The 12,092-nt window shown below is 39.6% G+C and carries 13 protein-coding genes; 3 read left to right on the forward strand and 10 right to left on the reverse strand.

Translation table 11 applies throughout. The features are described 5' to 3' along the window. Nucleotides 1–22: 22 nt before the first annotated feature. Nucleotides 23–166, forward strand: a complete 144-nt coding sequence (locus ACFVSH_RS17660; protein WP_387707121.1) for an IDEAL domain-containing protein — start codon at nt 23–25, stop codon at nt 164–166. Nucleotides 167–237: 71 nt separating this feature from the next. Here ACFVSH_RS17660 and ACFVSH_RS17665 read toward each other — a convergent pair whose 3' ends face one another. The 7 genes from ACFVSH_RS17665 to ACFVSH_RS17695 all read right to left on the reverse strand — a co-directional run bounded on the left by ACFVSH_RS17665 (nt 238) and on the right by ACFVSH_RS17695 (nt 7,886). Continuing rightward, complete coding sequence (locus tag ACFVSH_RS17665; RefSeq protein WP_387707115.1) at nt 238–1,047, reverse strand: YitT family protein; 810 nt, start codon at nt 1,045–1,047, stop codon at nt 238–240. Between the two features lie 149 nt (nt 1,048–1,196). Then, nucleotides 1,197–2,462 (reverse strand): M48 family metallopeptidase, encoded by a 1,266-nt coding sequence (locus ACFVSH_RS17670; protein ID WP_387596389.1) that lies wholly within the window; start codon nt 2,460–2,462, stop codon nt 1,197–1,199. A 384-nt stretch (nt 2,463–2,846) separates the two neighbouring features. Further along, nucleotides 2,847–3,515 carry a LuxR C-terminal-related transcriptional regulator gene (locus tag ACFVSH_RS17675; RefSeq protein WP_387596392.1) on the reverse strand — a complete coding sequence of 223 codons (669 nt, stop codon included), beginning with the start codon at nt 3,513–3,515 and terminating at the stop codon, nt 2,847–2,849. Nucleotides 3,516–3,693: 178 nt separating this feature from the next. Continuing rightward, a complete protein-coding gene (locus tag ACFVSH_RS17680) occupies nt 3,694–4,221 on the reverse strand; it encodes an HD domain-containing protein (protein ID WP_034314654.1) in 528 nt (175 codons plus the stop codon). Nucleotides 4,222–4,396: 175 nt separating this feature from the next. Then, nucleotides 4,397–5,941 (reverse strand): fatty acid--CoA ligase family protein, encoded by a 1,545-nt coding sequence (locus ACFVSH_RS17685; RefSeq protein WP_387707117.1) that lies wholly within the window; start codon nt 5,939–5,941, stop codon nt 4,397–4,399. 179 nt (nt 5,942–6,120) lie between these two features. Further along, a complete protein-coding gene (gene lplA, locus ACFVSH_RS17690; protein WP_387596398.1) occupies nt 6,121–7,110 on the reverse strand; it encodes a lipoate--protein ligase in 990 nt (329 codons plus the stop codon). Nucleotides 7,111–7,151: 41 nt separating this feature from the next. After that, nucleotides 7,152–7,886: an MBL fold metallo-hydrolase gene (locus tag ACFVSH_RS17695; RefSeq protein WP_387596401.1), complete on the reverse strand. Its 735-nt coding sequence runs from the start codon at nt 7,884–7,886 to the stop codon at nt 7,152–7,154. A 177-nt stretch (nt 7,887–8,063) separates the two neighbouring features. On the opposite strand from ACFVSH_RS17695, the gene yhfH reads away from it, so the two are divergent. Further along, a complete protein-coding gene (gene yhfH / locus ACFVSH_RS17700; RefSeq protein WP_076367255.1) occupies nt 8,064–8,192 on the forward strand; it encodes a protein YhfH in 129 nt (42 codons plus the stop codon). Nucleotides 8,193–8,354: 162 nt separating this feature from the next. Here the strand turns inward: yhfH and ACFVSH_RS17705 are convergent, their stop codons facing one another. The 3 genes from ACFVSH_RS17705 to hemE all read right to left on the reverse strand — a co-directional run bounded on the left by ACFVSH_RS17705 (nt 8,355) and on the right by hemE (nt 11,267). Next, complete coding sequence (locus tag ACFVSH_RS17705; RefSeq protein ID WP_260284571.1) at nt 8,355–8,930, reverse strand: TetR/AcrR family transcriptional regulator; 576 nt, start codon at nt 8,928–8,930, stop codon at nt 8,355–8,357. 279 nt (nt 8,931–9,209) lie between these two features. Next, complete coding sequence (hemH, locus tag ACFVSH_RS17710; RefSeq protein ID WP_387596404.1) at nt 9,210–10,145, reverse strand: ferrochelatase; 936 nt, start codon at nt 10,143–10,145, stop codon at nt 9,210–9,212. A 78-nt stretch (nt 10,146–10,223) separates the two neighbouring features. Beyond that, the gene (gene hemE, locus ACFVSH_RS17715; protein ID WP_387596407.1) at nt 10,224–11,267 is read right to left on the reverse strand and encodes a uroporphyrinogen decarboxylase; all 1,044 of its coding nucleotides are present in this window, start codon (nt 11,265–11,267) and stop codon (nt 10,224–10,226) included. A gap of 272 nt (nt 11,268–11,539) precedes the next feature. Here hemE and ACFVSH_RS17720 point away from each other — a divergent pair, with 272 nt between their 5' ends. Next, the gene (locus ACFVSH_RS17720; protein WP_387707119.1) at nt 11,540–12,055 is read left to right on the forward strand and encodes an antibiotic biosynthesis monooxygenase family protein; all 516 of its coding nucleotides are present in this window, start codon (nt 11,540–11,542) and stop codon (nt 12,053–12,055) included. The last annotated feature ends 37 nt before the right edge of the window (nt 12,056–12,092 follow it).

Here is a 12,092-nt window from a genome sequence, read left to right on the forward strand (position 1 = left end):
GGTTCAGGAAATGTTAATTGATATGTTTATTCAGGAACCCGTCCTTACTACCAAAAAGAATATCCTTGCAAAAAAGATCGATGAAGCCTTGGATATGAAAAACAAACCTTTATTCTTAAAACTAAGTTCTGAAATGAACGTTTTACTAAAACAGTTTGGCAATTAAAATGCATGAATAAAAAAAGCCTAATGATCAAAAAAGCCTCCCATAATGTCGGGAGGCTTTTCTAATTATCATCACTCTTTATGAAACATCCCCATGACCTCGGCTGTTTCGGTTATATTGACAAAAGCATTCGGATCCACTTCTTTTATCATCGTTTTTACATCGGTTAACTGATAACGTGTTATGACTGTCATCATTACTTTACTCTTTTCTCCTGAATATGCACCTTCACCATCCATGACTGTAATCCCACGATAAAGGTTGGTCAGGAGCTTGGTTTTCATTTCGTCACTCTTTTTGGTAACGATCATCAAAGTTAATTTAATGTGATTGGAATGGATCGTATCGATCACCTTTCCTGCTGCATAAATGGAAATCAGCGTATATAAGGCGGCATCCCAACCAAAGATGAAGCCTGAGATAACCACCACAACTGCGTTCATCACCGAAAGCAATGTACCAAGTGGAAAGTCGCTCTTCTTTGCCAATAGCATGGCAATGATATCAAAACCGCCTGAAGAACCTGAAGCGCGAAAGATGATGCCTATACCAAATCCCGATATGATTCCGCCAAATAAAGAAGACAAAATCGGATCAGTGGATATTCCGTGAACTGGAATGAAGTATAAACTGACGGATATCACGACAACTGATAATATCGTATAGGTGATAAAACGTCTCCCTAATTTCAAGTATCCAAGAATGAGCAATGGCAGGTTCAACAGAAAATTCAATATCCCTGTGTTGACCGGGGTGATGATTCCGAACATAATCGCAAGTCCACTAAGTCCGCTGCTTAAAATTAAATGAGGTATCAAAAATAAGTTATAGGCTAATGCAACAAGCACTGAGCCCATAGTGATCAACAGTACATTATACATATCCGATCTCCTTAAAACGAACTGGGAATTTAATTTATTATAGTAGAGAACCTTAGATTTTTAAAAATAATAGTTTTTTCTGAAAACAACTTACAAACTTACATTTTTCCGATATAGAAGAAAAAAGCCAGCTGGTTTTCAGCTGGCTTTCAATCACCCTTTGTATCTGTATTTTCAACCGTTGAAATCCTCTCGAGCATGGTTGGATGGGAATACCGCAGCCATTTAACCAGGAATGGTGGGTTGACTTGACTCAAGCCCGACCTCGTGAGTTCCTGAAACGTCGTGATTGCTGATTCTTTATCCCCGGTCATTTCTATTGCATAACGATCAGCCCTTGTTTCTTGATATCTTGAAACATAATTGGACAGCGGACTCGAAGCAAAGAGCAGCACAGACGTTATTAAGAGAAATAAAGGAAGAGAAGAAATGCTGTCAATAGAACGAACCTTTAACAGGTGGCCCCAGCGTCTAATGATAAAATTCATGATTTTCGATGTCAGCCACAAACCGATTAAAGTCAGTCCTAAATAACCTGCAATCCCTATATAAATATGCTTTTCCACATAATGAGCCATTTCATGTGCCATGATAAAAAGGATTTCATCTTCCTTCAGTTTAATCAGGGTCGTATCCCAAAGGACTATCCTTGAGTTGGAACCTATGCCTGTCACGTATGCATTCAAGGCATTTGTCTTTTCCGCCATATTTACTTCATACACGTGTTCAGCAGGAATTTCAGCCTGTGAGGCAAGTGCCAATATCTCCGTTTCCAGCTCTTTATTTTTAAGCGGATAGAATTCATTATATAGCGGATCAATCAATACAGGCTGTACAAACATCAGGAACAAGGTAAATGGAATGGACAACATCCAAGCATAGAGCCACCACTTCTTCACACTTTTCTTCATTAACCAATACAAAACGGACACGATGATGAACATCATCCCGAAATTCACCCAGAATTCGATGACTCCATCCTTCATCCACGAGGTGAAACTTTGTGTACTTATATGGTAACTCCTGCTCATCCGATATCCAATGAAACTGATCGGAAACAGTGCCAGGTAAGAAATAACGGAAAGCCAGAATAAGTAGATGCCCGTTCTGACCGCTTTCCACCTCGAGACTGCTATTGAAGACTTTTCAAATGCTTTTGAAAATCCGAATAATAAAATGAAGAAATACAGCAGCCATTCATATGGCGTGGATACGAAAAAAATAAAATTCCGCAGTCCTGAATACTCTTCGCTAAGCTTTAGTTCCCTTGCATTAAGGAATGTTGCAGGATCTGCTGCAGTTCCACGCAAAGCTTCGGGAATCGAGGTATCAGCTCCATAAAAAATATACCAATACATTGCCGCTGCATAAAGGATATATAACAGAATCGCTCTTCCAGCCCATTTTCTAACCATGTTGCCCCTCCTTAAACGAATCTCCCTCTTAATAGTTTAATCCAAAATGGACAGGTTAGAACCCCATTTCCCTTCTATATTATTTATTCCTTTCAATCTCCATCATTTTGTTTAGTTTTATTTTCTATTATCAACCTTATGATTTAACAGAATACTCCTTCAGGCAAAAATGCATTTCCGGGATAGTATGGGCATACGAGGAGGTGAAATGATGAATATGCAGGGATATTTTATAAAAACCGGAGGGCCGGGAGGTTTAAGGCAACGGCGAATTAATCCCTTTGCCGCCACCTAATTGATTTGATGTAATTCGTTTCATCAAATTTTTTGGAATGTGAATTCGTCAGAAGCCGACTACGGAACGGCGGGCATGAGTAGGATTAGTCACCCCTTTATCCCGTTTTTTTGAAGACTATACAAAAGTGCCATAAGCTCCGGTCGATTATTAACATTCAGTTTTCTGTAAATGCGGCTTATATAGTTTTTTACCGTGCCGACGGATAGAAAAAGCTTTTTTGAGATTTGCTGATTTGTTTCACCTTGGGTCAGCAGGATAAGCAGTTCATACTCACGTTTAGAAAAGCCCCCCAATTTTTCGATTGCCTTATCCAAAGTTACTGTTGACCTTTCAGCATCCTGCTGCAGCTTCTTCATTAAATTTGTTTTAAATGAAGCAGGATAAACTATCTGACCGTTGGCACATTGACGGATTGCCGACAGCACCTGTTTCATTCCGCCATCCTGTAACACATAACCTGCTGCACCATGGCATATCGCTTCGATAAGATAATGACCTTCTGAATGGGCAGTAAAAATGATGAAAGGAGTGGATGGATATTTTACCTTTAAGATTGGCATGACTTCCTGTCCATACTTCCCTGATGACCGGGCATCAATAAGAATGACATCTGGTATGACTGATGATGTGTGATTAAAATCAAGAACGTCCATTTCATTTCCAGTCACCCCTATGGCCTTAATGTCTTCTTCTTTTTCGATGAATTCCTCAATTCCTCCCTGACCACCATATATCAATAGCTTAATCGACTTCATAACATCACCTATAACTTTCATTATTTGTTATTAATCCGATAACTTTTTAAAATTGCCGCCGCGAATAGTTCTATTGGTCTATACTTTACATCATTAATTCACCTGATAACAAATTTAAACTGTAAAATGCTTAAAAAGTGTACCTCCTGACAGTAAAAAGGCTATCATCCGTTTACCTTCAGGATGATAGCCTTTTTCTTTGTTCCTCATCTATGAGCGTATCAAGTTTCATGATGCTCTCCTTTGCCCGGGGAAAATCAATTTTGCGATAATGGTGTTTTCCACCTTCTTCTTCATCTTTTTCGTCGGCCCATTTGACGACTTGCTGAAGCGGTGTACGAATAATATCATTTGAAGGTAAGAACGAATCGGTGTGAAATAAAATGGCGAGGGAAATGGTCTTTGCCTTTATCGGGTTTTCTCCCAAGCGGATTAACAGTTTATGTGCTCGTTCTGCACCTTTGATGGGGTGAATATCATTTTGTTTATACAAATCATAATCCCATTTACCATTGCGATACCAGGTGAAATGCCCCATATCATGCAAAAGTCCAGCTTTAGCAGCAATATCAGGGTCGACATTATATTCGTTTGCCAAGTGAAACGCATGGTATGCTACTGCAATTGCATGTGCCAGGCCTGAACGGTTCAAGTATTTTTGAGCAATGGGATGTGTAAAAATATCCAAAAGCTTTACATCTCTCATCTAACCCCTCCTTACAATTATGTGGAAATTTTTAATGACAATCATAACTCTTTTCGAAACAAGAATCAAGGTTTTAAGATTCTCCAATATATTTTATGCAGCCTGCTACACTTTGCTTGTACAAAATAAGGACCATGCCGGTTATAGGCAATGATCCCTGATGGTCAATGAATATTCAGTTTTGCAGTACATGGTTTTTCAAGGATCGGCGTAATATTTTACCAGTCGCATTTTTAGGAAGTTCATCCAAAAACTCGATTTTTGCCGGTACCTTATATTTGGCCAAGTGTTTCAAGCAATAGGCGAGCAGTTCTTCTTCCGTCAATGCATTGTTTTTCTTTACTACAATGCATTTAACCACTTCCCCTTGATTGGGATCGGGAACGCCTATGGCTGCTGCCTCAACTACTTCAGGATGGGCATACAGAACCTCCTCCACTTCACGTGGATAGACATTATAGCCACCGACGATGATAAGCTCCTTTTTACGATCTACAATGAAAAAATAGCCTTCATCATCCATCCTGGCTAAATCGCCTGTATATAACCAGCCATTTTTCAAGACAGCAGCTGATTCTTCAGGCATTTTATAATAACCCTTCATTACATTCGGACCTCTGACAACCAATTCTCCTACCTCATTGATCGGCACTTCTTCTCCAAGCTCATTGACCACTTTGTTTTCCACCCTAAGGATGGAGGTTCCGATGGATCCCGACTTCCTTGGACGATCCAAAGGATTGAAGCAGGTAACAGGGGAAGCTTCTGATAAGCCATATCCTTCTGAAACCCTGACATTAAATTTTCGCTCGAATGATTCAAGAAGGGACACTGGCATGGCGGATCCGCCCGATATGCATATCCGCAACGACTTCAAAGCATCTTCTTTTGCATCCGGGTATTGGAAAAGAAAGTTATACATCGTAGGCACTCCAGCAAAAACGGTCGCACCATATTTTTTGATTTGCCTGAATATTTCCTTTGGACTGAATTGCGGGACAATTAAAAGCGTACCTCCGCTTATCAATGGGGCATTCACAACTACCGTTAAACTGAAAACATGGAACATTGGCAATGTCGTAATGACGCGGTCACTTTCCGAGATTTTTAAATATTCACCAATATCATGCGCATTGGAAAATATATTGGTATGTGTGAGCATGGCCCCCTTTGGTTTCCCTGTTGTTCCGGAAGTATAGAGTATGATTGCCGTATCTTCAGGATCCAGTTCTGGCCCTTTAAAACCGTCATCCCCCGATTCGATCATTTTTGTAAACGATTTCATTTTCGGATAGATATTAAATTCGCTAATATCCCCATTATCCTGCTGCGTTTCACAAATAACATATTGTTCTACGCCTGAGAGGATCGGGTTCATTTTCTCTAGTAAGGGCAAAAGCTTATCTAATGCCACAACAACCTTTACATCGCCATTATTCAGGATATAACCAATCTCGTCAGGTGTGTAAATTGGATTGACGGGAATGACGGTTGCCCCTGCTCGCATAGCCCCATACAACGAAATGATGAAATGTGGAGAGTTCCCCAATAACAGCGCAATGTTATCACCTTTTGAAACACCAAGCCTATGTAATTCGTCTGCGAACTTCGTAACGGCTTTATCCAATTCCCCATATGAAGTGGATTGATCCATAAAGTAATATGCTGGCTTATTCGCCTTTTTTATAGCCATTTGATGAAGCTGTTCAGATAAATTCAACTTTCTCCCTCCCCTGCAAATACCATGAATGAATGGTCATTCATTTTTTTGGTGAACTAAATACATTTTTATTATATTAAAAGAAAGCTATTACAGCAACAATTTTATCCATATTCAAGCAATTACTGTCATTATTAGGCACAAAAGCCGTCCTATTAAGTCGGGACGGCTTTTGTGGCTTAATATATTAGGGCCAATATTTCTTCTTTCGTTACATTGCCAAAATAATGACGAACATCGGTCTCATCTAGTACCCTGCTGATAGCTTCCTTTTCATAACGTGTTCCAGTAAGCTTTTGTTCAATATCCGCAACCTCTCCGACCCCGAAGAAATCGCCATAGATTTTACAATTTTCAATGATTCCCCTGTTCACTTCAAGGCGGATATCAACAGACCCCACAGGGAATCTATGTGAGTTTTGCAAGTTGAATTTAGGCGATTTTCCGTAATTCCATTCCCAGTTTTGATACCTTTCTTCAGAGATTTTGTGAATTTTCTCCCAATCCTTCTCCGTTAAAACGTACTCTGTAACCTTTCCGCTATCTTTGAAAATATTTTGCAGGAGGAATGAACGGAACTCTTCAACAGACATCGGTTCTTTTAAGAAATCAGCGATATTACCGACACGGCTTCTTATTGATTTTATCCCTTTGGACTCGATTTTATCTTTTTTCACTTTTAAAGCGGATACAATGTGATCCATTTCTGATTGAAACAGCAATGTCCCATGACTGAACATTCTGCCCTTCGTTGAAAACATCGCATTTCCCGAGATTTTCTTTCCTTCAGCCAGAATATCGTTACGACCGCTCAATTCAGCATGTATTCCAAGTTTTTCAAGCGTTTCCACTACAGGTTGGGTGAATTTTTTAAAATTATGGAAACTATCCCCATCATCCCGCGTAATGAAACTGAAATTGAGATTCCCCATGTCATGATAAACCGCTCCACCCCCGGAAAGGCGGCGAACAACTGTAATCCCATTTCCATCTACATAATCGGCATTGATTTCTTCAATCGTATTTTGATTTCTTCCTATGATGATTGAAGGACGATTAATGTAAAATAGAAGATAGGTTTCATCTATATTTAAATGTTTAAGCGCATATTCTTCGATGGCGAGGTTAATTCTTGGATCGGTAATTCCCTTATTATCAATAAAAAGCACAGTTGTTCCTCCTTGTAGACTTCATATCACTGATGTTTCATTTATAGTTGGAATTCGAGATTGGTTTTAGCTACAGCTATTTCCCTTTTGAATACCTTGGATGCTTCTTTTTTCAGTTGATCAAGATTCCCATAATGAGGGAGATGAGTTAACAGCAATAGCTGGACGTCAGCCTTTTCCGCTAGCATGCCCGCTTCTCTTGCCGTCATATGCCCCGCCTTTGAACCATCCATATCACTGTAAAAATTACTTTCGCATAATAAAACGTTTGCATCTTTAGCAAAATCCGCCAGCTCATCCATATATGAACTATCCCCTGTGTAAACTATCGCATGATTTTCAGCTTCAATCCTCATTGCAAAACAAGGGACTGGATGATTTGTTTTCATGAACGTAAATTTACACGGTCCAATGGTTAAGGGCTGATCAGCAGTGTAGGCTATCCCCTTTGTCACGTCTTTATAAGTTAACTTACCAAACTCGACTTCGTCCAAATCATGACCATAAATGGGAATCGTCCTTTTTTCGCTGCCCAATATCTGCTGTATGAACGCAGCGTGCTGCAGGACACCAATATCCGCTACATGATCCGGATGATAGTGGGATAATACAACAGCACCAAGATCCTCCGGCTTCATATGGTTTTGCAGCTGTGATAGAACACCGCTGCCACAATCAAGCAGAATGCGAAAATCTTCATATTCAAGCAAATAGCCGGAACTTGCCTCATTTTTAGCTGGATAACCGCCCCAGCAGCCAATTACGGTGATTTTCATGCTTAGGCACTCCTTTTTTTCTCTCAATGACTTCCCCATTAATATAAACTATTCTTGCCCTTATTTCACCTTTTTTACTTATGTTATAAAACATTCATTGACATATAGATTCTGTTATAATACAATAAAACCATAGAAAAGCGAATAATAAAAATAATAATTCAGGAGATGATGTTCATGATTCAAAGTAGCGTTGAGTTCTTTAAAAACCTGCCTCCGAAACAATGCATGGAATGCGGAAAAAAAATCGAAGAACAGCACGAATGTTATGGAAACCACTGTGATCATTGCCTTTCTGGAGAGTAGTATTCTTGTGTTCCACCATCCGCTTCCCAAATAGCAGGATGAATTTATATAACCTTCAGTTTCGCAGCTGAAAAACATCCCCAATAAAAAGAAGAGATACCGAGGAACGGTATCTCTTCTTTTTATTGGGATTCATTGCCTTTCAGCAAAAAAATAGAATTATCAATTTACGGATAATCCTTTGAACAAGTATATTTTAAATAGTTCAGCAATTTCCTCTTTCTCTAATGGGGCATGGTTCCTTTCCCAATCAAAAATCAGGGCAAGGTACATCTTTAGCATCAGGAAAGCTGTTATCTCTGGATCGCAAGGCTGTATATAGCCCTTATCAATCGCTATTTTTAGTTTTTCCTTAATGTAGGATACAATGGCTTCTTCCATTTCATTAACCATTTCCTGAACGGCCGGCGTACCAATATCCCGCTCTTCCTGAAGAAGTTTTAAAGATAATTGATGTTCCTGCCTGAACTCCAGAATTCGATATACGGCCCGATGCAGATTTTCAAAAAAGGAGAGTTGGTCATCCAAAGATTGTTCCGCTTCATATTTCATTTCCTCTATCATCCGCTGAACGATTTCTTTAAACAGCTCTTCTTTATTTTTATAAAAGGTATAAATGGTCCCTTTTCCCACATTGGCAATTTTAGCGACTTGATCCATCGTCGTTGCCTTATATCCAAAAAGTGAAAACGACTTGGTCGCGGCTTCTAAAATTAATTTTTTACGATCAACAGACATTTCCCACCTCGATCCTGACCAAACGGACAAAATAGTCATTATGTTCAACGATATCATATCAAAAGTATTCAGTCTTTTCAATTAAATTTTAAATTTTTTAGAGAAAAAATGGCCATCCTCATTAATGGACAGCCACTCTTTCAAAGGGTATTTATTTAAATCACTCAGGTAACGTAAAAAAAGCTTCGCTTTTCCAGGTGTATGGCATCTATCAATTTCATCTGAAAATATGTAGTGCACATTGTAAGCATGTTTAAACCAATCTCCCCTATGGATTGATCATTTTTCCTGTAATTTATTTAAAATGATTGTGGCCAAAGCATCGATGAATTCAGGTTTAACATTGGGCATATCCGGCCTATAGTAGCCTGCACCAATCTCTTCCGTCACAACCTTACATTCATAATCGTTATCATAAAGAACTTCAAGGTGCTCGGCAACAAAGCCAACAGGAATATAAATGAAAGCTTTATAACCTTTTGTTTGATGAAGATCTCTGGTTAAATCCTGTACATCGGGTCCCAGCCATGGTTCAGGTGTTTGTCCAGCGCTTTGCCAGCCTACTGCATAATTGGTAACGCCTGCGCCTTCAGCAATCATGTCTGCCGTTTCTTTCAATTGATTTGGATACGGATCTCCTGATTGCAGGATTTTTTCAGGGAGGCTATGTGCCGACACAATCAAAGCGAAGTTATCGCGTTCTTCCGAGGTCATTTTCCCGATTACTTCTTTTACTTGGTCTACCCAATATTGAATGAATTTCGGCTCATCATACCAGCTTTCAACGGAAGTGATGGTCAGGTCCCCCAATTTAGCGGCTTCATCCTGGGCACGTCCATTATAAGACTTCACGCTGAATGTTGAAAAATGCGGTGCCAATACTATACTGACCGCTTCTTTGATTCCATCTTCATGCATTTGTTTCACTGCATCTTCAACAAAAGGTTCAATATGTTTCAGTCCAAGATAAGCCTTGAATTCAACTTCCTCCTGAACGGAATTCAATTCCTTTTCAAGGGCTTCAGCTTGTCCTTCCGTTATTTTTGCAAGCGGGGATAATCCACCAATCGCTTCATATCTGCCTTTTAGGTCGGCAATCAATTCATCGCTTGGCCGTCTCCCATGACGAATATGTGTATAATATCTTTCAATATCCTCTTCAGTATATGGAGTACCATAAGCCATGACTAAAAGGCCCATTTTTTTTCTTGACATGGAATTACACCTCATTTAAAGATTTCGTTCTTTTATTGTGCATCCAACTAAGGAATTTTAGCAAATGGTTCGCTCACCTTACTTCATTTTTGATGAATATTCATGAATGAAAGCAGTCAGCCTCTTCAGCGTTTCCGGATTTACGGAAGGGAAAACCCCATGTCCCAGATTAAAGATGTAGCCATCCTGTTCCATGCCCTGATCCAGGATCCTTTTCGTCCGTTCTTCTATAACATCCCATGATGATAAAAGAAGGGCAGGATCAAGATTACCTTGTACCGTTTTCTGTATTCCCATTTGTCTTGCTTCTGTAATTGGCAGTCTCCAATCGAGCCCTACTACATCAATCGGAAGATCATTCCACTCAAGTGCCAAATGACTTGCGCCGACCCCGAACATGATTAGCGGTACATTTTCTTCACGCAATGAAGAAAAGATACGAGTCATGATCGGCTTGATGAAAACGCGGTAATCTTCAACGTTCAAAGCACCTACCCATGAATCAAAGATTTGGATGGCACTAACGCCGGCTTTAATTTGTGACTTGACATATACAATGATCATATCCGCTAGCTTATCCATTAATGCAAACCAGGCCTTTGGCTCGGAATACATGAAAGCTTTCGTTTTATTGTAGTTTTTGGATGGGCCGCCTTCAATCATGTATGAAGCAATGGTGAACGGTGCCCCGGAGAAACCGATCAAAGGAACGGACAATTGCTCCGTGGTCAATAATTTAATCGTGTCCAACACATAAGGGATATCTTTCTCTGGGTTCAATTCACCTAATTTTTCAACATCTGTCACCGATTGGATCGGGTTGGCTATGACTGGACCGATTCCAGACTTAATCTCAACATCCACACCAATGGCTGGTAGCGGTGTCATTATATCTTTATATAAAATCGCAGCATCTACGTCATATTGTTCGACTGGCAATCTAGTCACATAAGCGCATAATTCCGGCTGATGAGTAATCTCAAAAAGGGAGTACTTCTCTTTCAACTTACGGTATTCCGGCTGTGAACGGCCAGCCTGACGCATATACCAAACAGGCACATGATCCGTTTTCTCTCCTCTTGCAGCTTTTAAAAATGTATCATTCGTAATTTCCTTAGACATTAATATCCACCTTTCAAGCAATCACGTTTCTATTTTTATTCATTACCTACATAGAATATCAGAAGGATGTTGAATTTCAAATCGAATCTCCTTAAACTATAGCCTTTTCTATAATAGAAGTATAGCCAACCTATTTATTTGTCAGAAAATCGACTTTTTTTATAAGTATATTACCGGTATCAAAGTCTATTGGTTAGATTGAAAATGGTAAAAGCAATATTGATTGGGTAAAATGGGTATACAGGTACTATATAGATATTGGAGGGGAATTTATGAATGTATTCATCACATCAGGCAGTTTCAATTTTTTGAAAAGCAAAAAAGATAAGCATCCGAATGAAAATATATTACTTATGCAAAACCCAGACACTACAGTACTTTTACATGAAACGGAAGGTAAAACGCTCTTCAGCTCTCCACGCAAGTATGAAGTAGTTGATGGGAAAGGGACCCTTCAGGATCATGGGTATGTAGTCATGAACAATATACCGGTCAGTGAAGAAGGAAGGCCGGTATTCGAACATCGTTTTAAAAACAGGGCAGGATTCATTGAAAATGAACCAGGTTTCGTCGCACTTCGTGTACTGCGGCCAATCAACTCTGAAACTTATGTAATCTTAACGATTTGGGAGAAACAAACCGATTTCCTGCACTGGAAGAAATCCAGTTCTTTTCAGAAGGCGCATATCGGCGACTCCAAAGCTCCCGTTACGAATTCCAGCCAGAAGATGTTTTCAGGTGAACCTTATGTAACGCAGTATACTTTGGTGAAGGATTCTGAAGAATAATCCATTCTTGCTCTATAAGAGGCCCATCCTCATGGAT

The organism is Peribacillus sp. NPDC058002 (assembly GCF_042886655.1).
Classification (GTDB): Bacteria; Bacillota; Bacilli; order Bacillales; family DSM-1321; genus Peribacillus; species Peribacillus aracenensis.

Bases quoted from the DNA above. Each gene is read 5' to 3' on its own strand.
- ACFVSH_RS17665 (WP_387707115.1), bottom strand. From the start codon at position 1,047: ATGTATAATGTACTGTTGATCACTATGGGCTCAGTGCTTGTTGCATTA.
- ACFVSH_RS17720 (WP_387707119.1), top strand. From the start codon at position 11,540: ATGAATGTATTCATCACATCAGGCAGTTTCAATTTTTTGAAAAGCAAA.
- hemE (WP_387596407.1), bottom strand. From the start codon at position 11,267: ATGTCTAAGGAAATTACGAATGATACATTTTTAAAAGCTGCAAGAGGA.
- ACFVSH_RS17675 (WP_387596392.1), bottom strand. From the start codon at position 3,515: ATGAAGTCGATTAAGCTATTGATATATGGTGGTCAGGGAGGAATTGAG.
- yhfH (WP_076367255.1), top strand. From the start codon at position 8,064: ATGATTCAAAGTAGCGTTGAGTTCTTTAAAAACCTGCCTCCGAAACAA.
- ACFVSH_RS17680 (WP_034314654.1), bottom strand. From the start codon at position 4,221: ATGAGAGATGTAAAGCTTTTGGATATTTTTACACATCCCATTGCTCAA.
- hemH (WP_387596404.1), bottom strand. From the start codon at position 10,145: ATGTCAAGAAAAAAAATGGGCCTTTTAGTCATGGCTTATGGTACTCCA.
- ACFVSH_RS17705 (WP_260284571.1), bottom strand. From the start codon at position 8,930: ATGTCTGTTGATCGTAAAAAATTAATTTTAGAAGCCGCGACCAAGTCG.
- ACFVSH_RS17670 (WP_387596389.1), bottom strand. From the start codon at position 2,462: ATGGTTAGAAAATGGGCTGGAAGAGCGATTCTGTTATATATCCTTTAT.
- ACFVSH_RS17695 (WP_387596401.1), bottom strand. From the start codon at position 7,886: ATGAAAATCACCGTAATTGGCTGCTGGGGCGGTTATCCAGCTAAAAAT.
- ACFVSH_RS17660 (WP_387707121.1), top strand. From the start codon at position 23: ATGTTTATTCAGGAACCCGTCCTTACTACCAAAAAGAATATCCTTGCA.